The 23,523-nt window shown below is 40.3% G+C and carries 23 protein-coding genes and 1 other RNA gene; 15 read left to right on the top strand and 9 right to left on the bottom strand.

Features of this window, described 5'->3' with window-relative positions; all coding sequences use genetic code 11:
* Positions 1 to 184: 184 nt before the first annotated feature.
* Both QT327_RS12040 and QT327_RS12035 read left to right on the top strand, forming a co-directional pair.
* Positions 185 to 991 (top strand): hypothetical protein, encoded by an 807-nt coding sequence (locus tag QT327_RS12040; RefSeq protein ID WP_130857474.1) that lies wholly within the window; start codon positions 185 to 187, stop codon positions 989 to 991.
* A gap of 48 nt (positions 992 to 1,039) precedes the next feature.
* A complete protein-coding gene (locus QT327_RS12035) occupies positions 1,040 to 1,222 on the top strand; it encodes a hypothetical protein (protein ID WP_013666475.1) in 183 nt (60 codons plus the stop codon).
* Positions 1,223 to 1,279: 57 nt separating this feature from the next.
* Here QT327_RS12035 and QT327_RS12030 read toward each other — a convergent pair whose 3' ends face one another.
* Positions 1,280 to 2,605, bottom strand: coding sequence for an OmpA family protein (locus QT327_RS12030; RefSeq protein WP_149105645.1), 1,326 nt, complete (start codon positions 2,603 to 2,605; stop codon positions 1,280 to 1,282).
* Between the two features lie 216 nt (positions 2,606 to 2,821).
* On the opposite strand from QT327_RS12030, the gene QT327_RS12025 reads away from it, so the two are divergent.
* Positions 2,822 to 4,138, top strand: coding sequence for a hypothetical protein (locus tag QT327_RS12025; RefSeq protein WP_130857472.1), 1,317 nt, complete (start codon positions 2,822 to 2,824; stop codon positions 4,136 to 4,138).
* Positions 4,139 to 4,166: 28 nt separating this feature from the next.
* Positions 4,167 to 4,934: a carboxypeptidase-like regulatory domain-containing protein gene (locus QT327_RS12020; RefSeq protein ID WP_130857471.1), complete on the top strand. Its 768-nt coding sequence runs from the start codon at positions 4,167 to 4,169 to the stop codon at positions 4,932 to 4,934.
* 61 nt (positions 4,935 to 4,995) lie between these two features.
* On the opposite strand, the gene QT327_RS12015 is transcribed toward QT327_RS12020, so the two are convergent.
* Positions 4,996 to 5,715: a LytR/AlgR family response regulator transcription factor gene (locus QT327_RS12015; RefSeq protein WP_130857470.1), complete on the bottom strand. Its 720-nt coding sequence runs from the start codon at positions 5,713 to 5,715 to the stop codon at positions 4,996 to 4,998.
* Positions 5,716 to 5,868: 153 nt separating this feature from the next.
* On the opposite strand from QT327_RS12015, the gene QT327_RS12010 reads away from it, so the two are divergent.
* The 5 genes from QT327_RS12010 (at position 5,869) to QT327_RS11990 (ending at position 10,795) form a co-directional block, all read left to right on the top strand.
* Positions 5,869 to 6,423, top strand: coding sequence for a hypothetical protein (locus QT327_RS12010; RefSeq protein WP_130857469.1), 555 nt, complete (start codon positions 5,869 to 5,871; stop codon positions 6,421 to 6,423).
* Between the two features lie 132 nt (positions 6,424 to 6,555).
* The gene (locus QT327_RS12005) at positions 6,556 to 7,185 is read left to right on the top strand and encodes a response regulator (RefSeq protein WP_013666469.1); all 630 of its coding nucleotides are present in this window, start codon (positions 6,556 to 6,558) and stop codon (positions 7,183 to 7,185) included.
* A gap of 778 nt (positions 7,186 to 7,963) precedes the next feature.
* On the top strand, positions 7,964 to 9,016 hold the full coding sequence (gene rsgA, locus QT327_RS12000) for a ribosome small subunit-dependent GTPase A (RefSeq protein WP_130857468.1): 1,053 nt from the start codon (positions 7,964 to 7,966) through the stop codon (positions 9,014 to 9,016).
* A 724-nt stretch (positions 9,017 to 9,740) separates the two neighbouring features.
* Positions 9,741 to 10,025 carry a DUF6922 domain-containing protein gene (locus QT327_RS11995; RefSeq protein WP_130857467.1) on the top strand — a complete coding sequence of 95 codons (285 nt, stop codon included), beginning with the start codon at positions 9,741 to 9,743 and terminating at the stop codon, positions 10,023 to 10,025.
* A complete protein-coding gene (locus QT327_RS11990; RefSeq protein WP_130857466.1) occupies positions 10,025 to 10,795 on the top strand; it encodes a nucleotidyl transferase AbiEii/AbiGii toxin family protein in 771 nt (256 codons plus the stop codon). The genes QT327_RS11995 and QT327_RS11990 overlap by 1 nt, the downstream gene beginning before the upstream one ends.
* A 367-nt stretch (positions 10,796 to 11,162) precedes the next feature.
* Here the strand turns inward: QT327_RS11990 and ssrA are convergent.
* Positions 11,163 to 11,529, bottom strand: a transfer-messenger RNA (tmRNA) gene (gene ssrA, locus QT327_RS11985).
* Between the two features lie 207 nt (positions 11,530 to 11,736).
* On the opposite strand from ssrA, the gene trxA reads away from it, so the two are divergent.
* From trxA to QT327_RS11955, 6 genes are all read left to right on the top strand, one after another.
* Positions 11,737 to 12,036: a thioredoxin gene (gene trxA / locus QT327_RS11980; protein ID WP_013666464.1), complete on the top strand. Its 300-nt coding sequence runs from the start codon at positions 11,737 to 11,739 to the stop codon at positions 12,034 to 12,036.
* Positions 12,037 to 12,048: 12 nt separating this feature from the next.
* Positions 12,049 to 12,417, top strand: coding sequence for a response regulator (locus tag QT327_RS11975; protein WP_013666463.1), 369 nt, complete (start codon positions 12,049 to 12,051; stop codon positions 12,415 to 12,417).
* A gap of 94 nt (positions 12,418 to 12,511) precedes the next feature.
* Entirely contained in the window at positions 12,512 to 13,432 is a 921-nt protein-coding gene (locus QT327_RS11970) for an aminoglycoside 6-adenylyltransferase (RefSeq protein WP_130857464.1), read from the top strand.
* A 210-nt stretch (positions 13,433 to 13,642) separates the two neighbouring features.
* Positions 13,643 to 14,011, top strand: a complete 369-nt coding sequence (locus tag QT327_RS11965) for a response regulator (RefSeq protein WP_013666461.1) — start codon at positions 13,643 to 13,645, stop codon at positions 14,009 to 14,011.
* Positions 14,012 to 14,027: 16 nt separating this feature from the next.
* A complete protein-coding gene (gene dinB / locus QT327_RS11960; protein ID WP_130857463.1) occupies positions 14,028 to 15,092 on the top strand; it encodes a DNA polymerase IV in 1,065 nt (354 codons plus the stop codon).
* Between the two features lie 165 nt (positions 15,093 to 15,257).
* Positions 15,258 to 15,902, top strand: coding sequence for a porin family protein (locus QT327_RS11955; protein ID WP_130857462.1), 645 nt, complete (start codon positions 15,258 to 15,260; stop codon positions 15,900 to 15,902).
* Between the two features lie 79 nt (positions 15,903 to 15,981).
* On the opposite strand, the gene QT327_RS11950 is transcribed toward QT327_RS11955, so the two are convergent.
* The 6 genes from QT327_RS11950 to QT327_RS11925 all read right to left on the bottom strand — a co-directional run bounded on the left by QT327_RS11950 (position 15,982) and on the right by QT327_RS11925 (position 23,350).
* The gene (locus QT327_RS11950) at positions 15,982 to 17,235 is read right to left on the bottom strand and encodes a sulfate adenylyltransferase subunit 1 (RefSeq protein ID WP_013666458.1); all 1,254 of its coding nucleotides are present in this window, start codon (positions 17,233 to 17,235) and stop codon (positions 15,982 to 15,984) included.
* A gap of 76 nt (positions 17,236 to 17,311) precedes the next feature.
* Positions 17,312 to 18,217 carry a sulfate adenylyltransferase subunit CysD gene (cysD, locus tag QT327_RS11945; RefSeq protein ID WP_041387458.1) on the bottom strand — a complete coding sequence of 302 codons (906 nt, stop codon included), beginning with the start codon at positions 18,215 to 18,217 and terminating at the stop codon, positions 17,312 to 17,314.
* A 10-nt stretch (positions 18,218 to 18,227) separates the two neighbouring features.
* Positions 18,228 to 18,929, bottom strand: coding sequence for a phosphoadenylyl-sulfate reductase (locus QT327_RS11940; RefSeq protein ID WP_130857461.1), 702 nt, complete (start codon positions 18,927 to 18,929; stop codon positions 18,228 to 18,230).
* Between the two features lie 47 nt (positions 18,930 to 18,976).
* A complete protein-coding gene (locus QT327_RS11935; protein WP_130857460.1) occupies positions 18,977 to 20,500 on the bottom strand; it encodes a TSUP family transporter in 1,524 nt (507 codons plus the stop codon).
* A complete protein-coding gene (gene cobA / locus QT327_RS11930; protein WP_013666454.1) occupies positions 20,478 to 21,260 on the bottom strand; it encodes a uroporphyrinogen-III C-methyltransferase in 783 nt (260 codons plus the stop codon). The genes QT327_RS11935 and cobA overlap by 23 nt, the downstream gene beginning before the upstream one ends.
* Positions 21,257 to 23,350: a ferredoxin-like domain-containing protein gene (locus tag QT327_RS11925; protein WP_130857459.1), complete on the bottom strand. Its 2,094-nt coding sequence runs from the start codon at positions 23,348 to 23,350 to the stop codon at positions 21,257 to 21,259. The genes cobA and QT327_RS11925 overlap by 4 nt, the downstream gene beginning before the upstream one ends.
* Positions 23,351 to 23,523: the final 173 nt, after the last annotated feature.

Below are 23,523 nucleotides of genomic sequence, written 5' to 3'. Positions count from 1 at the left end.
AACTAATTTAGAAAATTATTATGATAAAGGCGTATGTATCTGCTAAATACTCTATTCGTTCATGGCATCAATTTAACGCTTATCGCCATTTTTTGATACTTCATCGAATCCTATAAAAAGAGCTTGTTTAAAGGGTCATATTTGTTAAGCCCTTACGGGGGAAAACCAACTCAACTTAATTTAAATGGATACTTTAATCAGTAAAATATGGTATTATACCATACCCCTCTTTTCCCCGGCTATGCTCAAATTACTATTCTTCGGCTCCGTCGCAATTATATCAAACAGTCATTGCCTTTATGAATTACCGGGAAAAACGATTAAAATCCAGCAACGTATATATGGTAAACCAAAATTAAATTTCTTGATATTACACGATGACGAGAACACCGGAAAAGAAGCGGCAGAGATCTATTGCAGTTTAATTGGCGGCTCAATTACCGAACTCTGTTATGGCGAGGTACGCAATATTACGTTTAGGAACAAAAAGGGCAATTACGCTTTTGATCCGAATCAAATGTTTGAATCAACGGGATTATATAAAAGCATGCGGTTTTATAGCAAACAGGCCCCTACTGCCAAAGAAATACAACCAGTACGGTCCTTAGCTGATTCTTTACTCCAACGCTACAAAAACCTCCACACAAACTGTTTTATTACTTTGCATAATAACACCGAGGGCAATTTCAATATTAACTCTTACCTAAGCGGAAAGCTTAAAACTGTAGCGGATAGCGTTTATGTCAACCCACTTATGGACGCTGACGATCTGATATTCGTCACCGAAGCTAGCTACTATACTTATCTGCGGCGGATGGGAATAAACGTGGTGCTACAAAGTACCCAGGCAATAGACGGTTCGCTTTCGGTCTATGCGCAGCAACGTCGCATCCCTTATATAAATATTGAAATTCAGCACGGGCACCTTACCGAAAATCTTCGCTTAATATTGGTAGTAGAGCAGATGCTAAAACAATTAAAAATGATTTAACCTCTGCCAAACTTTAGTAAGGCATGAGCTATTTATTAATGCAAAAAAATGAGAAAGAAATCTTCAAAAAACAACTATGCAGAAATGTTCGGATTGCTGGGCCAGGTTAGACAAAAACGTGCGCTAAGAATTAAAGCCAACGATATGAGTTTGCAGCAGCGATTGCGTATTATTCAAATGATATTCCAACTGAGTGAAGAGCAGGTTGAAGATCGTAGCTTAGCCGAATAAACTGCTAGGCTACGACCCAAAAAATCGATTAGGTTAATTTCGTATTACACGCACCCTTTATTGAATACGGATAAATTCGACCCTCCGATTACGTGTCCTTCCCTTGACCGTTTGATTGTCAGCAACAGGCTCTGATTCACCTTTTCCACTCGTTTGCAAGCTCATTTCTGCGATACCATATCGCGTTGTTAATGCCCGCTTTACCGCTTCCGCCCTGCGCTCACTAAGGATCTGGTTGCTTTTATCATCCCCTACCGCATCCGTATGTCCTACCACCTGTATTTTGGCAGCCTGATCTTCGGCCAATATAGAGGCAATAAATTTCAAAACACCTTCAGACTCCGGAAGAATAGTTGCTTGCCCCGTGCTAAAAAGAATGCCGGTAGTGCTAAATTTTCCTTCTTTCTGTAACTTAGTCCGACCATCCGGCATACCTTTTGCAATTTTAACATTGCTTATATATACACCAACCTGTTCATCCTTATAAGGACTGCTCGACAGGCTGAAAAACACTTGATTAAATTCATTTTCGCCGGGTATTCCTTTTGGTACATCGTACAGCTTCTCGCCATTAAGCCAGATACGCAAGCGTTCCTTTTGGCCCTGGATCGCTATATGTACCGGCTTCCCGTACCATTGAGCTAGCTCAGTATGTTTTTTCGGCATACTATGAAAGTAGCGAGTATAAGCCTGATAGCTTTCCAAGGCGATATTGGCGCCATCAGCAAGCGGTGCCAGTTCAGTATAGAAAGATTTAACACCTTTCGGATCATTCAACAACGTATTGTCTGTAGAAGAAACATTACCCGAGGCCAATAGGCCAAACCGGAAAGATGGCGGCAACCAACCTTTTAAATCAAATTGCATAAGCAAATCAAATTCTACCGTAAAATCGGGTCCGAGTAGCTGATCATTACTACTGAGGCATACGCTGCGCTGGGCTAGTCGCAACCAATTACCCGGAATTTGATTGAGCTTTACAAGCACTGAACCCGCGTTGCTGTTCCAGCCTGAGGGCAGTTCACCATTCACATCGTCCGCAAAATCAGCTGCATAAATAATCGAATCTCCTGGCACAAAATCATATTTTGCAAAAGCCTTGATAAACGTGGTGCTGTCAGGCGTAACCTGTGTCAAAGATGCTTCCGGTTTTTCAGCAAGAACTTTCGTGTTTCCTTTCACGCTAGTGCCATCAATTGCTTTATCGACACCCTCTCCTACCACCTTATCGGCTTTGTTCAGTACTTTTTCTGTGGCCGTTTGTTCCACTCTGTTTTTGATTTTTTTAAAAAGGGACTGAGCTTGCGCGCTTGATCCTACGCCAAGACCTACGAGGTAAATACTCATCCCCAAACTTAGCCTTATTATTCCAAATGCATTCATGTTATTTAATTTATAGCTATCAAATTTACAGGCGTTTAAGAGTTTAGGTTATTATTTTCGACCAACTGCAGCATAAATGGATAAGCGCCTAATAACGTCGACTAAACAATCAAAATCCACACATCCTTTTATACGCATCTTCATCGCTTATAACAGCCATTCGTCGAAAAACTCCATTAACGAGCTGAGTGGATGGCTATACTTGCTCAAAAAAACATGAATCGCAATCAACTTTTCCATGTAGTCCTATTATTAATAGGCATCGTTTCAATTTCATCTTGTAGGAAAGATAAACTACCTGTAGATGAAGAAGTACAATCCGTTTTCGGGCAGCCGACTGCAAAACCAAAGGGTGAAGTGTTAGCTATAGGGGTATCCAAATCAATAGGTCCAGAAGGCGGTGTTTTGTCGCTCAACGATATAATCACCGTGCATGTTCCCGCAGGCGCAGTCGACAAGTCAACTTTATTTCAGATTCAACCTATACGGAATACATTAGACGATGAATCCATACATACGGGTTTCCGATTATTGCCCGAAGGCGTCCATTTCAAACAAGCTGTTCGCATTGCCTTTCCTTATGATACGGCAGATATATCAAATCCGGATACGCGTATGGTGGCCTACCAACGAAGTGATGGTGTATGGTGCGGAGTCCCTACGGTACTTGATAAAGAACGCCGACAGCTTACCGTAGAGACCACCCATTTTAGCGATTGGGTCTGGTTCGATTTCATTTCCTTACGAAAGGATAAAGAGCAGATCGGGGCCAATCAAGCGGTTAACCTGCAGTTACTGGAAATGGTTCTAGGATCACTTATGCCAGTAAACAGCATTGACAGCGTCCCTCTTGCGGCTTTCGATCCCATTGGGTATTCGAAGAGCATGAGCGTGAAAAACTGGAAAATCATCTCCGGCCCCGGCAGCCTGAAAGCAGAAAAAAATTCGCACGGCTTGATGGGAAATGCTTTATATACCGCTCCTGCTACAGTCACAAAAACCACCGATGTGGAGATTCAAGTAGAAATCGAAAGCAAAAACGGCTATATCAGCGACCCACTCGCACCCAACGGCCGGCGAAAGATGGAGAAACTCATTCTTATCACCAAAATCCGTTTAGAACCTAACAATTTTTTTTCTCTTAAAATGAATGGGGTAAGCTATGACATGTCTCATTTAGCGATAGCCGCCGTTCAAGAGAATCAGATCGTCATCAGAGGCACAAATCAAGCGCAATCGCTCGTGATAAACCTGCAATGCTTTGGTACGGCGCTCGGATCGTACGTTGGCGGTATGGAAAAGGGAAAATCCTTTATTGCACTCACACTTCCACGAAACGCAGGAGGCCTGAACAGTTATGTAAATGGGTATGACAAATGTCCCGGTTTTCAATATAGCGGTACAACCAACATCACCTCTGTAGAGGGCTTCATTGAAGGGACATTTAAGGGGACCGCGTATTACAGAGCACAGATTTGTGGGTTTAGCGATGCCAGAGAACTGGAAATTTCCTTTAAACTAAAACGCAACTGAAACTGATGAATTTTTAATTTAAATCACCATGAAATATAAACTGAATTACCGCAAGCTTTGCGCCGCCCTTTTACTGCTAACTGTTATACTGAGCCTAGCAATTGGATGTACGAAAGAAAATAATTTAGGGTCATTAGACGATAGTGACTCGAAGGCACCTGAAACGGGTTATGTTAGTGGAACTATAAAAAATGATAGGGGTATTCCGATGGAAGGCGTTCGCGTGCTAATTGATCACAGTATCTTTTTTAATTCGGATCTCAGTACAATTACCGATGACGAGGGAAAATACAAAATAAAAGTACCAGCCGGATCTTGGTACGCGTTTGCACAACACACAGCTAAATATAATGGTAAAAATTTTACTTTTTATCTCCATCCTGAAAACGCAGGTGGTTTCGGGAATGAAGGAGCCGTTCGTAATTTTGTTTGGAAATTATCGGGCGACATGCCACAGCCACTATCTGGTTATTATGGAGGATTAGTAACAATTGACAGCTTCCCAGGAGTCTACATCAATGTAAAGGAGATCGATTTCATATTTACACCACTCACGCCGCTCATTGACGGAAGTGAAGGTAAAATCCTTCATCGCATAAGTAAAGATAACCATCGCATTTTAGATGTTCCTATTGGCAAGTACCAATTAACAGCCCGCTATCAGGGAAAATCGTTGAAGTTCAGAACGTGGAACTCCGAGCAGGAATTTCAAGAGACCTACCACCTCGATTTCCTTCCTCAAGTGACCTCACAATGTGACAATTGTGCTAAAATAGAATATTATTGGGAGCCTTGATGATTGGCTCCCAAACAATAGCCATAGTAGTCTTCGTTATCCACAAAATATTCCATGGTTATTATAAAATAAGTTGTTTCATATTTTCCTGATAATGTTTGCCCACGTTTATCTGCCGGCCGTCTTCCATTGTTAAATACCATCTACCAATATCCCGATAGCAAGCATCAAGGTGTTCAATATTAATTATAAATGAACGATGTACGCGGATAAACAACGACGGATCCAACCTTTTTTCAATCGCACCAATACCAGAAGAGCTTAAATATTGTTTCATCGCGCAATGAATCACGGTGTAATCGCCAGCTGCTTTTAAATAGCAGACATCACGTAAGGAAACTCTTTTCAATCTTCCCCCTTCTTCAGCCAAAATGCTTTTCGGACGATCAGCCCAAAGCACCGCTTGGTGTGTTAGGCCTTCAAAAGCAGGTACCGTGCTAACGATCTGCAAGGCCGTATCGAGTTGTTTGTCATTATAAGGTTTTAAAAGAAACGTCGAATCTCTCCTATTTGCTAGCTGACTGACTCCACTATCGATAGCCGCTGTGTAAATTACCTTTGGCAGATGAGACGTAGTTTGCAAAAAATCAGTATCGTTAGCCTCACTCAACTGAATATCCAAGAAGAGCACGTCAGGTTCCAAGGCATTTACATATCGTATAGTTTCACATCGATTGCGACATTCTCCTACCACGCGGAATCCTGGACGACTGTTGATGTGTTGACGGATCAATTCCCGGTAACGAGACTCTCCGTCAGCGATTAAAATCGTTTTATTCATATTTAATATTATTTCTATGCAAAAACTAAAGGGAATAACCTTTCGACAGCCTATATGTCGTTGCCCAAAACTAGTACAAGGAGTTGGTGAATTTTAGCGCACTATTGCGGAGAAGAAGAATTCAGTAGTACTACTTAAATCCGTTAATCGGTAATGCACCCGAAAATTCAAGCTACCATTACCATTAATTTTGTGGAAGAAAAAAGAACAGAAATGAACCATAAAAACACTTTACGATCAATATCATTGGCGGCGGCCATCATGGTATGTTCAGCGGCTGGTAGACCGGCAGCCACAACAACAATAGTCGAGGAATCACCCTTTGGTAATCAGCACTGGACCATGCAGGCCGCAAGCATTCAGCCAGCCATCGACCTGAATGCTGATGGCAAGTTGGATACAGACTTAATGATCTTAATAAGGCCTTGCGAGCGCGATGATGCGGATCTATTTCGTGCAGATGGATTTATCATCACCCACAGAGGCGCTACCTCCTGCGAAGAAGACGAAGGCAAGGTCGAAGAAACCGGGACCTGGGCTTATAACCCGTCCACGAAAACACTGATTATGGAGCGATATGACGGCAGCAAACCCATTGAGGGCAAACTTGAAACTATTACTCCCAATAAAATCACCTTTGTTTCCACTCACCAATCGAGCAAGGGAAAGCATACTATACGAACCACCTATGTTGCTAAGAAGGTTTAAATACTAAGGTACATTCGCCAATACAACGACTAACATCAACAATACGCTAGTCGTTGTTTAAACGAAGGTGGCCGCGCTAAACCTATATACTCCGCTTTTTTTGTTATTTTGCCTACAAGAAAATACTATAAGATGATTAACGTTGGAATTGTGGATGATCATGCCCTTATCATCAGTGGCTTGGCTCATATGTTAAGCGAACAGAAAGACTGTCAACTAATTTTTACGGCCGGAACGGCTCAAGAATTAATGGAAGCCTTAACGCAGCAAGTACCACATGTACTCTTATTAGATATTGAACTGCCCGATGTTAACGGACTTGATTTATGCACGTTGCTGCAAAAGCAATTTCCAAGTATCCGAATTATAGCACTTACCAACCACGATGAAGTCGTTTATATAAAGAAAATGATGCGTAATGGTGCGCAAGGATATCTATTAAAGGGGACCGACAAAAACACGCTGATCACAGCTATCAAAATGGTATCTCAGGGCCAACAATTTATTGACAAACAGGTTGAAATAGCTGTTGTAAATCAAACAATCTCAGGCAAGCGAACAACCGTAGCGGTAAAACTGACAAGCCGAGAGCAAGAAATTCTCGCTTTGATAGCGAATGAGTATTCTAACCAGGAGATCGCCGATAAACTTTTTTTAAGCATCCGAACCGTTGAATCACATCGCCATAGTCTTAATCAGAAACTCAATGTAAAAACAATGGCGGGCCTCATTAAAGAGGCCTATTTACGTGGACTGATCTAACTGTCGGCTAAAGTCGATCGCAGCGCATTTATCCGTAGTGACACTCTTTTCTACCTTTACTACTTACGATGTCTAGGTATTATTGTATTATGCGTATTAAGGCAGTTTTCTGTGATCTCTTTTTGCCAGACATAGAATAGATAATTTATTCATAATATCGGCTTAACATACTACTTCTATATTTGGAATGATTTGACAACATAATAATAGAGTTCCAAGAAAAGGCTGGTTTGCATTGCAAAATCAGCCTTTTATTATTTTGGTTTTTCCGTGTACCACAATTTAGGAGAAGGGTAACAAGCATTAGGATAGATCACTTTTTCTCATCCATTGGGAAATCGGGTAACAATTAGCGGAATGCCTAGAACGTTTCTTGCAATCATCTGATTCATCTAGTACTTTTATGATAAATAGGTTTAGGTTGAGCCCCTCCGCGCTTCCCATAAGCGTTTTGGAGGGGCTATCTTTTTCTATTATTTGCGGTGCTGTCAAAAAAGCGTCTCACAAAAGTTGATTGCCGATGCCGGCATTTCTTTTAATATTCGTCCTAATCATAGTGGACGTTGAATTAATCTTTTGTATCTTTGTAACTTATGCAAAAACAGCTATTCACATATTATAATTTGGTGGTTGGAATGATTGCCTAATTCCGAGGGCTTGTTTCTAAAATCGCTGACTTGGTAATTCCTATATTACCAAGGGTGATTTATATGTTGCAAACCGTTCGGATGATAGAGAATTAAGCAATTTTATTTCATCATTTTAAATTATTAAGGTAGTGAATAACTTATCATTATATGGTTGGAACGACAATTTATTCCAACTAAAACAAAATTCAGCATATAAACATCTTTTTCATGGCCGCGTTTCGGCAGTAAACAAGACCAATTACGAAGTTATCGCCGAGCATGGTGTACTATTATGCGAACTAAGCGGTAATGTGCTTTATGGAAGGTCATCATTTGAACTTCCCTGTACGGGCGATTGGATTATTTTTCAACCCTTTGACGATAACAAAGGAATAATCGTTGATATTTTACCACGTAAACATACCCTGTACCGAAGAAAGAGCGGAACCGTATCTGAAAGACAGGCCATTGCATCCCATATCGATAAGGCATTTATTGTACAAAGCCTTGATGCCAATTTCAGCGTTCGCCGAATGGAGCGCTTTATGTTTCAGGTATTAGAAGAAAACATACAGCCGATATTAATACTCACTAAATCTGATTTGGAATTCAATCGTCACCAAGTCAATGAGTCGCTGAAACATATTGATCGCCAGATACCGGTATTTTTCACGAGTATTCTTTCTCCCGAAACAATCCTTCCTATACGAAAATTTGTCAGCCAGGGAGAGTCGATTGTATTGGTAGGATCGTCGGGCGTTGGAAAAAGTTCATTAATTAATGCACTGTGTGAACGGACGGTATTTTTAACATCTGAAATAAGCAAGTCCTCAGGTAAAGGAAGACATACCTCAACACGAAGAGAGATGGTCTTGATGGATGATAGTGGCATTCTAATAGACACACCCGGTGTAAGAGAATTCGGCTTAGCCTCAGACAATGCTGAGGCATTAGCAGATATGCTCGATGTTTCTGCTTTTGCAGAATCCTGCCGTTTTAAGAATTGTATGCATATCGATGAACCCGGGTGCGCCGTTGTTGAAGCTGTAAACAGTGGCATTTTAGAACCGGAAGTGTACAATAGTTATCTCAAATTGCGAAAAGAATCTTGGCATTTTTCGACTTCTGAATATGAAAAGCGTAAAAGAGCCAAATCTTTTGCTAGAATTTCAGATGAGGCTAAGAGGATAAAAAAACGTTAATTTTCTGATGATTAAATCCAGGTGTTTCTACTGTAAATACAACACCTGGATTAGCCAAGCTTCCTTATGTGTAAAACGATCTTCCCGGCCTTTGAAAGATTACGAATTAGTTTTATGTCCGAAGGGGTAAAATCCATAAAGTATTTATCGAGAAGGTGAATCTATGTAGTTGTTTGCAAAAGGGATGAACCCTATCCTTTTTGGCATATAAAAACTTAATATGAATAGTGATTACGCGGATTTATGTACGATCTTCGTGCCAAGTAGAGATACTCCTTTTCTTTAAAAAAGTGCGGAATATAGTATTAGCTTTATAGCTTCTTGTAGGATAAGAACTGTTGTTTTTTCTGCATTTGTTTTCTGTCTTTATCAATCGTGGTGTGATAAGACCCAATTTTTAGGTCTTATCATACCACAAAAGGTAATATGACAGACAGCGTTTACATATCAGAACATCTTACTAAACCCCAACTCGAGTTTTTGAAGTGCTGGACGACATGAGCGAAATTGACATTCCAAATCATTAGGGACGGTTGATTGAGGGAATACGCTTGCTGTGGGCTTCCAGAGGTGAGTGAATGCCTGGAGTGAGGTACGAACGAAAGGCGTGAACCGACCGGAGGAATAATAAGAACACTGTTTAAAGACTTCTTAGCATATACTTTTATCGCAAATTTATTTTAAAATATTTTTTTTTGATTTTGTTATATGGTAAATTTGCATAATGAGCGCTAGAAAGGATATATCACGAATCCTGCCCAAACATTTATTTTGGGATGTCGATCCAAAGAATTTAGATATTCAGGATGATAGTGATTTTATTATCCCTAGAGCTTTAATTGCTACAACCGCTGAAACATTTGCTAAAGATATCCAACCTTTGGAGAAGTTATATAGCAAAGTTCAAATCGTTAAGGAATTGCAAAGCACAAAAGAACGTATAAGTAATGAGGTGTGTAAACTTGTCGCTCGTCGTTATCATGTGAAGCAGTTTTTACGTTATCAATAATGTCTGCCATCTCTCCCGGTTTATTAAAGACAATTCGTGAATTACAGTCTTTCGAAAGCATTAAGGGTTCTGCCTTAGGCGGTGGCACTAATTTGGCTCTTCGTTATAACCATCGTATCTCTACAGACATCGATATCTTTTTTCCTCATATTATTGGAAAAGCAGGTTATGAAAAAATCAAAAAAGATGTCATGGATTTTTATGGTGCGCGTGTATTTGGCACCCAGTATCCATGCGAAATAGACGATCAGTATATTTTTCTTCGGTTTTTTATCATATGTGATGGGGAAACCATCAAGGTAGAAGTTCTTCAGAACATGAAAATGATGGGTGATATCGAAGAATTGGACGATATTAAATTGGTATCGGAACTAGATATTGCATTATTTAAGATGATGTCTGCAGCAAATCGTGCCACCCAGAAAGATGTCTATGACTTAGATCTTCTAACTGAAAAATTTACTTTAGCGTATTTGTATGAACAACTTAATAAAAAGCGGTCTTTATTTTCAGAAGAGTTGCATAAAAATATTTTTGACCTCGATGGCGAAATAAGCCCTTTAGATGATCCTTTAACTTTGTTGAAGTTTGATGAAGGCAACGCTCAAGACAATAAGTTAAGACCTCACCATTCCCAAAATAGAGTAGATATTGTAAAAGACCAAAAAAGTTGGCCCATAGCACGATCAAGCTGGCGAAAGAAAGTTCGCGTTCTTTTCGGCCAATTAAACATAGCTTTTCCAGGACCAGCATCATCAGATGTTGAATAAAATATAAATCTTTCCAGTAATCGGCTAGTATAAGCTTACAGAAGACAGAAGAAGAAACTAGGTGTCGTCTCAAGTGAATTAGTCACGACTTTTCAACATGTGAACGGATAAGTTTGCCTTCATTGTTGTGGTGTTTTATGTTATTCAAATTATTTCCTTTTGCTTTCAAAATCAAGATGTTTAGATTTTGAACCGTTTACATAACTAATTTATAGTTATGTTTTTGTGAGGTTTAGCGAGACCCTAAATTTTCAGAATTAGGGTCTCGCTGCAATTGGGAAATATAGAATGATCGGGAAGGCTTATAAATGCAAAAACCCTATAAATAGCACTATTTATAGGGTTTTGACGCGTTTTGTTTACTAATTTGTGGAGCCGGAGGGATTCGAACCCTCGTCCAAACATGGTACTGTATATGCTTTCTACATGCTTAGCTTCCGTTTAATTGTCGGGAAGTGGAAGGTCGGTCGCTTACCTATACCAGTTTCCGTAGGCACTTAATTTCGCCAACTCATCGTGCCGCTAAGTCAGCTAGCTTCGTTGATCGATGCTCCCGATGTTACAGCACGAAGCAGACTGCAACGGAACAAAAGCTATGCTAATTCTAAATTAGGCAGCTAAGGCGTAGTTATTTTCGCCATTTATAAGGTTGAAAGTTCAGATTATAGTGCTAGACTAACAACGCACTGCATGCTTACATAACCGTCTCCATCCTGTCAATTCCGGTCGACCCCATGTAATATATAGCCTACAAAGATATAAAAAATTTTGCTTTCTATCAAGCCTTCGTGCGTCCCCCTCCCGTCTATTTACATTAATCAACCATAAAGACCCAAGCTATATTTTAACTGAACGATTCTATATTTCACAAGTTTATTTTGCAATTTTTCTTAGATTTATCCATTTTTTATTAGATTAGTAGTTATATTAACTAATATACAATGGCAACATTCTCCGAAATCATCAAAGGAAAAACCCCCGTACTGGTTGACTTTTTTGCAGAATGGTGTGGTCCCTGCAAGATAATGGCCCCGATATTAGATGAAGTCAAATCGCAATTTGGTGATAAAGTCACCATACTAAAAGTTGATGTAGATAAAAATCCGAAAGCCGCGTCTAATTATCAAGTTCGAGGCGTTCCCACACTGATTCTTTTTAAAGAAGGGGAGATTAAATGGCGACAAAGCGGCGTAGTGCCACAAAATCAACTAGCACAAATCATCGACAGCTACGCGTCATAAGCACATAAAATAATGAGGAACAGGATATTAATTCTCGACGACGATGAGGATATATTATATTTTTGCTCTGTCGTATTTGAGGGCCTGAACTTTGAGGTAATATCGTCTCCTCACAGTAAGGATATTATCACACAAGTAGAACAGGCAGCTCCAGATATAGTCTTAATTGATAATTGGATACCGGGTATGGGGGGCGTAAAAGCAACACAAATACTAAAAAATACACCCCATTTAAAGAATATACCAGTTATTTTATTCTCTGCTAGCAGTAACCTACCTAGTTTGGCGGAAGAGGCGGGAGCAAACAACTACTTGAAAAAGCCATTTGACTTAAGCGAACTGGAAGACTTAGCTTTATCGCTCTTGCAAAAAAAAGCATAAAACCTTGAAGTCTTACGGAAACAAAGCCTATAATGCTTTATAAGCATTTCATGAAATCAATCTTGCAAAGTAAAGTAATAAAGAATGTTCTTATATGACGACAAACAAACCTGTAATTAGCAGAAGCGAAAGCGAAATGATGGAATTAATTTTGCGCGTTGCGGCAAAAGACACAAAGATCCTCGGCGTTTTACAAGATGGTTCTCGATCAAATCCCAATGTAAGCAAGGATATATTTCAGGATTACGACATTATTTACGTAGTTGAAAGTCTTGAACCACGTTACCTAAATGCAGATTGGTTGGAGGTATTTGGCGAGCTTATGATTATGCAAATACCGGAAGACATGGAATTATACCCACCAACGCCTGAGATGGCTGGCGCATTTTCTTATTTATTGCAATTTAAAGATGGTAATCGCATTGATTTAACCATCGTGCCGCTCGAACGTTTGCACCATTTTACGAACGATAGTCTTTGTAAGGTAATTTGGGACAAAAACGGCCTTTTCAAAGAAAGGCCACTCCCTCCTGCTAGTGATGCCAGCTATATAGTAAAAAAGCCTTCGGCACGTTCGTTTGAAGATTGCTGCAATGAATTTTGGTACACCACTGCCGGCTTAGCTAAAGGCTTATGGCGTGGTGAATTGGTACTGGTTAAAGAATTATTCAGCCAAGTGATCCATGCTGCTTTGATGCAGATGATGGACTGGTATATTGGATGTCGTCACGATTTCACGGTTAATCCGGGTAAATTTGGCAAATTCTATGAGCGATACCTAGAAGGGGAAGTATATAAAAAGTTCTTAGCCACTTACTCAGATGCACATTTAGATAATACTTGGATTGCCCTCTATAAGACAATCGAGCTATTTAGGGAAGTTGCAACGTATGTAGCTCAACAATTAGGATATAACTACCGTAGGGATTGGGATCAAAATGTAACCAAATATTTACTGCATGTGCAACAGTTGCCAAAAAATGCCATGCGTATTTATAGTGAGCATCAAGACTAGAGAAATATAAATTCAACTCAAAGAAAGGCGCCTTGTCTAGGTTGCAGCATTGTAAGCCAGACAGATGTTTCTGTCATAAAAATAGGTATTTACTTCTGATTTGGATGCACACCCATTCAAACCCTATGGGATGTTGCGTAAAATATTAGTAGAAAATTTAGGTGCTTAACATGAAAAAAGTATTTTTGTAAAAAGCAATAAGAAAAGAGAATGCGGAACAAGATACTGATTCTTGATGATGACGAGGATATCCTTTACTTCTGCTCTGTGGTATTCGAGAACTTAGATTTTGAGGTTATATCATCTCCTCACAGCAAGGATATTATCGAACAGGTAGAAAAGGCTAATCCGGACATCATCTTAATAGACAACTGGATACCTGGACTGGGCGGTGTAAAAGGAACGCAAACCTTAAAAGCCACCTCCCATTTAAAAGATATTCCGGTTATTATATTTTCGGCTAATAGCAATTTACCTACTTTGGCGGAAGAAGCAGGTGCCGACAGTTATCTTAGAAAACCGTTTGATCTGGACGAATTAGAAAACTTAGCCCTTTCATTGTTGCAGAAAAAGGCATAACACTTCACTTGTATTTATGTCGTTCCGTAAGATTATTCATGTAGATATGGATGCATTTTATGCATCGGTAGAACAACGGGATAATCCAACATATAGAGGCATTCCCATTGTTGTTGGCGGACAACCGGATCAGCGTGGTGTGGTAGCTACCGCCAGCTACGAAGCGAGGGCCTATGGTATACACTCGGCGATGTCTTCCCGAAAGGCGCAACAACTCTGTCCACAGGTCTTGTTTGTACGCCCGAGATTCGAAGTCTATAAATCTGTTTCCAATCAAATACGATCAATATTTCATCGCTATACCGATATTATTGAACCTTTATCCCTTGACGAGGCTTATTTAGATGTCAGCGAAGATAAACTGGGAATTGGCTCTGCAATAGAAATTGCGAAGGAAATAAAGAATGCTATTAGAACCGAACTTCATCTTACAGCTTCGGCAGGTGTATCCACGAATAAATTTGTTGCTAAAATAGCGTCGGATATGAATAAACCCGACGGGCTTACTTTTATCGGTCCGTCAAGAATCGAAGCGTTCATAGAAGCCTTGCCAATTCAAAAATTTTACGGAATCGGTAAAGTGACGGCAAAAAAGATGAATAGTTTGCAAATCTATAAAGGAGCCGATTTAAAAAAGTTATCAAGGGACCATCTACTGAATCTCTTTGGAAAGGTAGGTAATTTCTACTACGATATTGTCCGCGGAATAGATGAACGTCCCGTTCAAACTTTTCGGGAGCTTAAATCAATTGGTGCCGAGGATACCTTTACAAGCGACTTAATGGAAGAACAGGAACTCATGACGGAACTAAAACTGATCGCGCAACGGGTGGTTAAGAGATTGGAGGCAAAACAAGTACTGGGCAGCACCTTGACACTTAAAATTAAATTTGCTGATTTCAAACAAATTACCCGCAATTACACCCATTCCAATCTCATCCATCTGGACCAAGTGGAAGCCTTTGGACTTGACCTTTTAAAAGCAGCACCCATAGACGGCAAACCTATAAGGCTGCTGGGGCTAACTGTATCCAATTTTAACATTGCTAAATCGGAAGACAATCAGCTCTCATTGTTCTAAAAGCTCGTCAGATTTTTCTAACATTAAGATCACTGTCTAAAAATAAGTACAGCTGTTCAAAAAATTAAATAAAATTTAAAAAGCTTATTTACAGATAGTTGCATTTTTTGGCTTAGCTATTGTAATTTGACTAACAACAATAAAAAGTTAAAAAATAAGAAAATCATGAAAAAGTTATTATTATCGATTACAGCTTTACTTTTTGCAACAGGAGCATTTGCTCAACAGGAAATGGGCTTTGGTTTAAAAGCAGGTGTTAACTTTCCTAAGTACAATTTCTCCAACAATGGAGAAAGTGTATCATCTACCGGTTCAACGACCAATTTCCATATAACTGCTTTTTTGGATGCGCCTATTGCGACTGATTGGTTTTATGTACAGCCTGGTATCTCTTTACAAGGAAAAGGCGGAAAACTTGAAGAAAATCAATTTGGCTCTTACAAACAGAATACTATGTGGATAGAAGTGCCAGTAAACTTTGTGGCTAAATTTCCAACTGCTGATGCAGGTAGCTTCTTCCTTGGGGCTGGTCCTTACATCGCTTTTGGTATTTCAGGTAAGAACAAATGGGAATCTAACAATGGCGGCTCTTCGGAAACAGACATTCCTGATTTTGAATTCGGAGGCGACGGTGCATTGAAATCAACTGATTTTGGTTTGAACTTCATCGGCGGGTTTGAGTTTACCAACGGCTTAATGATCCATGGTGGTTATGGCTTAGGATTGACTAACTTAAACGCACGATTCGAAGGAACAGATATGAAGCAAACCAATCGCGTTTGGACTGTTGGTTTAGGATTTAGAATCTAAACCGAACATTCTCTTCTAAAGAAAACGCTATCGAAGTTCGATAGCGTTTTCTTTTTATATTAAATAAACATAAGATTGTTTAATAGTCAAGCGCCACGCGGAACATAAGCGCTCCGACCGTCAAGTTGGTTCGACTATCAATCAATATGGCTGCTCCATTTGCTTTGTTGTCATCATATAAATCAAATGGAAGTACATCAGCGGTTTTCAACCGTACCCGACCAATATCGTTCAACTTAAATTCGTCAGCACTATGTTTTTCCAGTGTGTTAATATCTACATTGTAGACGATTTCTTGAACTTTACAACGAGATAATTTACTATTGTGTTGTATAAGATAGGTTAACGACAGGTCTAAAGGTCTTGTATCCATCCAACATAAATCGGCTTCTACGGTCTGTGATTGATAAGGTAAACTGTCGCTGTTTACAATGACATCCCCTCTGCTGATATCAATATCATCTTTTAAATGAATGGTTACCGATTGACCGGCAAAGGCCTCGTTTAGGTTTTTATCAAGCTGTTCGATTTTAGTGATTGTCGACTTCGATCCCGAGGGCAACACTGTTACTTCATCATGCACTTTAAAGGTCCCGCTGGCAACTTTACCGGCATAGCCACGGTAATCATGAAGCTCTTCTGTTTGTGGCCTAATAACCCATTGTACGGGCAGACGCGCGTATTCTACATCTAAATCATGGCTGACATCTACGTTTTCCAAATAATTTAACAAACTTTCTCCTTGATACCAAGGCATGTGTTCAGACTTTTGCACGATATTATCTCCTTTAAGCGCGCTCACGGGAATGTAATTGACCTGTTGCAAATTTAATTGATGAGCCAGTGCCTTGTATTTTGAAATAATGGCATCGAAAACCGTTTCACTATAGTCAACCATATCCATCTTATTGATACAAACAATTAAATGTTTGATACCCAATAAAGACGCAAGGTAAGAGTGGCGAATGGTCTGCTCCACAACGCCATTACGTGCATCAATTAGAATAATTGCTAAGTCGGCGGTAGATGCCCCCGTCACCATATTACGAGTATACTGTATATGGCCCGGCGTATCGGCTATAATAAATTTACGTTTTTCTGTCTGAAAGTATTTATAGGCAACATCAATCGTAATACCCTGCTCCCGCTCTGCCCGTAAGCCATCGGTCAATATGGCTAGATCGATACTGCCATCGTCATTTTTACGTTTAGAATTCTGCAATGCTTCCAGTTGGTCAGCCAAAATGGAGCCTGTATCATAAAGCATCCGTCCAATAAGCGTACTCTTGCCGTCATCCACGCTACCAGCCGTAAAGAATTTCAATATATTCATTTCTCTCTTTGTATTTTAGTACCTTTTGGCACCTTTTTTTATTTCCTTTATCTGCTATACTTACAATTGGCAACCATTAAAAATAACCGCCTTTTTTACGATCTTCCATAGCGGCTTCAGAAACTTTATCATCCATCCGGGCGCCACGCTCACTGATTTTCGATTGACTGATCTCGTCGATGATATCGTCAATTAAGGTTGCGCTCGACTCCACTGCCGCCGTGCAAGTCATATCTCCTACCGTACGAAAACGCACTTGTTTTCTGACGACCTTGTCTTCCTCGTCCATATTGAGAAAGGGTGAAGCAGCCATCAACTGTCCATTGCGTGTAATACAATCCCGCTCATGAGCGAAATATATAGAAGGAAGCTCAATCCCTTCCCTTCGGATGTAATTCCAGACATCCAATTCAGTCCAGTTACTAATGGGAAATACGCGGACGTTTTCGCCTTTGTGAATTTTCCCATTGTAAATATTCCATAATTCAGGGCGTTGTCGTTTAGGGTCCCATTGTCCGAACTCATCCCTAACCGAAAATATACGCTCCTTGGCACGTGCTTTTTCCTCATCTCTCCGAGCACCACCAATACAGGCGTCAAAACCATTTTTCGCTATGGTATCTAGCAGTGTTACAGTTTGAAGCGCATTACGGCTGGCATTTTTTCCTTTTTGTTCGATGACCTTTCCTTCATCGATCGAATCTTGTACATAGCCGACGATTAGCTTTTCGCCAATTCGCTCAATCATTTTATCGCGATAAATAATAGTCTCTTCAAAATTATGGCCCGTGTCTATATGTACCAATGGGAAAGGAAACTTCCCCGGTCTAAACGCCTTTTCAGCCAGACGAACCAACGTAATAGAATCTTTCCCACCGGAAAAAAGGAGAGCAGGCTTTTCAAATTGACCAGCCACTTCTCTCAGAATATGTATAGCCTCTGCTTCTAGCTGATCTAAATAATCTAAACTGTTTTTACTCATTTTAATTACATTATGATTGAGCGGCATGTAGGCCGCATTCTTTCTTTGATTGATCTTCCCACCACCATCGTCCCGCACGGAAATCTTCTCCTTCTCTAACTGCTCGGGTACACGGGGCACATCCAATGCTAGGAAAACCCTTATCATGCAAGGTGTTGTAAACGATGTGATTTTCTTTTATATAAGCCTTTACATCAGCCAAAGTCCAATCGAAAATAGGATGAAATTTAATGATCTGATTTCCTTCATCCCATTCGATGTTATCCATTCCTTGTCGATTAGCTGATTGCTCAGCCCGAATACCGGTAATCCAACAAGCATTACCTGCTAAAGCGCGCTTCAACGGTTCAATTTTGCGAATATAGCAGCATTCTTTCCGATTTTCAACCGACTCATAAAAACTGCTGGGCCCTTTCGTGCTCACCATCTCTTCTAGCAAGTTTTTGTCAGGATAGAAGGCGTGAATGGGTTTATTATAAATTTCCAATGTTCGATTCCAAACATAATAGGTCTCTGGAAATAACCTCCCTGTTTCCAGCGTAAATACTTTTATAGGTATATTATTACTGAAGATGATATGCGTTAAAGCCTGGTCTTCCCAACCGAAGCTGGTAGAAAAAACAATTTTGTCATTAAATTCTTTTGCCAAAAATGTTAACGACCCAACTATGTCTAGTCCCCTCAGCTTCTCTTTCAAATCGTGTAAGTCCATTTTGATTTATTTTTGTTCAGCTATTTTTTCTGAACCTCCTTAAAACTTTATCCAACAAATAAATGCGTCAGAAATAGTACAATATTTCTTAAGCTTACGATCAGGACAATGACACCAACTAATACCATAATTGTTTTTGCCGATATCCTATTAGAAACCTTAGCCGCAATAGGTGCTGCCAGTGCGCTTCCCAGAATCAATCCCAAAACAGCTTCCCAATGAGCACCCCCAAGCATGGAAATAAAGGTAAGGGAGCTTAATATAGCGATAAAAAATCGCGTGATCTTAACCGTTCCTAAAGAAAATAATGGATGTCGGCCACCTGCAATTAAGTTGGATAGTACGATGGATCCCCACCCTCCGCCAAATGCCGCATCAATAAAGCCTCCAAAGAAACCCAGTAAGCCAATACGCTCAATTTTTTTTCTTTTTTTATTTTTCTTGATATTAAAGGCCTTCATTAGAATAACTACTCCTAAAATACCGGTATACAAAGCTACTAAAGGTTTTGTATATGCGCTGTAATGCTCTAAGGATGAAAGTAGATAAGCCCCAATCACGGCTCCAACCACACCGGGAATGAGCAGCAACTTAAAAAGCTTCCAATTTACATTGCCCATGCGGTAATGCATCCATCCGGCAATACCATTACTAAGCACTTCTGATAAGTGTATTCCCATACTCGCCGGTGCAGGCGGTATGCCCATTGCCAGGGAAAAAGATGAGGAAGTAACTCCATAGGACATTCCTATTGCACCATCCACCATAGCAAAGACAAAGCCTGCTCCTAAAAAGTAATAGAATACAGGGTCAAGCTCCATTAAAAATGATTGGAATTCCGGCTCTTTATGCCAAAAAACCAAGACACCAATCGTCATCGAAAAAATTATAGCCAACCAGATAAGCCACTTAAAATTCCGACGAACACTTTCCGTTGGTTCCGATGTAACAAGCGTCGCAGTTACTGCATTTAATTTTTTGACTTTGTCAGAAAAATCCCCTTTCAGTTTCCCCCGTAAAGCACTCATTTGCTGAAGCGTTTGGTCAATTTCATCCGGTATGCTTTCAGCTAGTACTTCTTTTAATCGTTTAGCAATTGTGGGTGATTTACCGTTCGTTGATATTGCTATTTTGAGATCTCCCTTTTTAACGACAGATCCAAGATAAAAATCACAAAGCGATGGTTTATCGGCTATGTTGACCAGAAGCTTCCGTTCGTGCGCAGCTTTTCTGATCTCTGCGTTTAATTCATTGTTGTTTGTGGCCGCCACGATTAACTGAACGGCATCCATATCGGTCGGCTCAAATGCCTTTTGGAAGATTTGAAGTTGTGTGTGCGTTTCAGCAAATTGATATACTTCCGGAATGATTTCTTTCGCTACAAGCTTGACTTTTACCTGAGGACTGTTTCCAAGAAGTGCCTGTAATTTCTCCAATGCAACAGGGCCACCCCCGATTACGAGGGTGTGCAAATCGTTTAATTTTAAAAAAACGGGAAACAATTGATTTCCTATAGCGTTTTCATTGCTTGCAGCTAAAAGGGCTGCATCATTCTCCAATAACTGAGGCATACTCCTTTACAATCGATTTATATGATGGGTGCAAAGAAACCACCTCTCCGAATACCAATATAGCTGGAGCTGTAATCGTTTCCTGTTGCGCTTTATCTACGATGTTATGCACGTTTCCTACCACCAACTTTTCGTCCTGCGTTGAGCCTTTCTGTATAATAGCCACCGGTAATTTGTCCTTACCCGCTGCTTTAAAAATTTCTACGATTTCCTTGAGCTTCTTCAATCCCATGAGTACAACTACCGTCGCCTTTGTTTGTGCCGCTTGATAGACATCATGCGAAACCTCTCCTGAAGACGTGGTACCGGTAATCACCCAAAAGCTTTCACTCAGTCCGCGATGCGTAACAGGAATATGTTGCAGACCCGGAACACCGATAGAGCTGGATATACCAGGGATAACAGTTACCGGTATACGGTAAGCGGCAGCAAATTCAAGCTCTTCGTAACCTCGTCCGAAAACAAAAGAATCACCTCCCTTTAGTCGTACCACGTGCCCGAAATTCAAGGCATAGTCCACCATCAATCTATTTACTACCTCTTGTGAGTAGCTGTGATCACCTGAGCGTTTCCCTACATATACCTTTGTAGCGTTTGGTGGAATAAATTGCAAAAGTTCTTCACCAACCAGTGCATCATACAGTACAACATCCGCCCCTTGCAAAGCCTTTAAACCTTTTAAGGTGATCAGTTCGGGATCGCCGGGCCCCGCACCCACCAAGGTTATTCTAGGTGCGTTATTCTTTTTTATATCATTCATGATTGTAATACCGTCTCTCGTTTAGTTCTCGTTAGTTTTAAAAATTCCTCGGCCTGTTTAAAATAGGCCTGAGCAAAATTGGCAGAAGGTTCTTCTTTATTAATTTTCAACACCATTTCCGCGAAGCTTGTTGGAAGATCGATTTCACCACTGTCCACATATTTTGCATCAAAATCGTTGATAACACCGATATGCGTACTGCTATTCACTCCTTTATCCAACAACATCGCTTTTGCACTACTTATCAAGGTGCTATAGGCATGGTAAATGGCGTCTGACCAAGCGCCATTATCCAAGGCTTGGTTAGCCCAGCTAAGTTTCTCTTCTGCTTCCAAAAGTAGGGTCGCTACTAAATCTATCACCACGCCCGCACATTCGCCTACCCCAATAGCCGTCTTGAAGGTTTCCTCATGCCCCCAGTCTACAAATTCCTCCTCTTTCAGGCTGGAAAGATCTGCCAGCGGTTTCAACAATTGATAAAAGTAATCCTTCCCTTGGCGATCGTAATATTGCTGAAATCGCTCCCCCTTTTCCGCATTTGCCTTATAATCATCCAGTAAAGATCTTAAAACGTCTGTAGCGCGTTTTGACGGCGTCTTTATAACGCGCTCAGCAGCACGTCCGACACCATCCCCTACCGTTCCCCCACCAAGCATTACCTGTACAGCAGGCACCACCTTTCCAGCTGCCTTTAACGAACTACCGTGAAATCCTATTTCGGCAAGTCCGTGCTGTCCGCAGGAGTTCATACAGCCACTGATTTTGATCTTGATGTCCTTGTTGAAGACAAACTCGGGGTATTCCTCATACACGAGGTCTTCCAATACCGTTGCCAAGGTCATACTATTGGAAATTCCCAAATTACAGGTATCCGTACCCGGACAAGTAGTAACATCCGCTACCGAATCAAAACCAATTTTAGCAAAGCCGATTTTATTCAATGCGTGAAATAAAGCTGGTAAATGCGCTTCAGGCACGTATTTCAGCAATAAGCCTTGATTTTGGGTGATACGGATTTCATCGGCTACCAAGGGCTGAATCAAGGAAATGAATTCCCTTGCCAGATCCGTTTTTATATCTCCAATAAGCACTTTGATGTATACGCCATAGTACCCCTTCTGTTTCTGTTCAAATACATTGGTTTTTAACCAGTATTCATATTGAAGACGCTCTGCGTCCGATACATCCTCTAAAACTGTATTCACCGGAATATTCGGTGCTTTTACTGCATCAATATCTATTGGAAGTTGTTTAGCTTTGATGGCAATTTTTTCTTTTTCTATAAGCTGTAAGACTTCATCCAAGCCTAATTTTTGAATCAGGTATTTCATTCTCGCCTTATTACGGTTATTGCGTTCACCATACCGATCGAACACGCGTATAACAGCTTCAATGAAAGGAATCAACTGATCCTCAGGCAAGAACTCATAAATAAGATGCGCCAAAATAGGTTGTGCACCTAAGCCACCGCCTATAACGACTTTAAAGCCCCGTTTGCCACTTGGATCAATTTTAGGTATCAACCCGACATCATGCACATAACTGTATGCAGTATCTTTTTCACTGGATGAAAAGGCAATTTTAAACTTGCGCCCCATTTCCTGACAAATTGGGTTTCTCAAAAAATAATCGAAAGTAGCGTAAGCGTAAGGAGAAACATCAAAAGGTTCGTCCGGATCGATACCAGCTGTAGGAGAGGCTGTAACATTTCGCACGGTATTACCACAAGCCTCACGGATAGTCACATCATCGGCTGCCAATTTGGACCAAAGCTCCGGCGTCCGATCCAAACTCACGTAGTGTATCTGTATATCTTGACGCGTAGTTAAATGCAAATTACCACTTCCATATTCGTCGGCGATATCAGCTATTCTCAAAAATTGCTTAAAAGTCACTTTTCCAAACGGAAGCTTTATGCGTACCATTTGTACACCGGGTTGGCGTTGTCCATAAATCCCTCTAGCAAGCCGGAGACTTCTAAACTTTTCGTCATGAATAGAACCTTGTCTAAAGGCATGGATTTTCTTTTCAAGATCTATAATATCTTGCTCCACTACTGGATTCTCTAATTCCGTTCTGAAACTTTGCATCGTTTACCCCTTATTAAATGTTGATGTCGAGTTCATTTGTCAAATGCTCAACCTAATCGATTGCTAAAAACACAAAAAAACTTAAATAACATTAAAAAATCGTTAAGCCAAAAAACAGTATCGAAACGACTTGATAATATTTCCATTTAGCAAATATATAAAGTATACCGTAT

The sequence above is a fragment of the Olivibacter sp. 47 genome (genome assembly GCF_030372825.1).
GTDB classification, from domain to species: Bacteria; Bacteroidota; Bacteroidia; order Sphingobacteriales; family Sphingobacteriaceae; genus Olivibacter; species Olivibacter oleidegradans.
The sequence above is the reverse complement of the archived record's forward strand: the minus strand, read 5'-3'. Positions and strand labels throughout refer to the sequence as shown.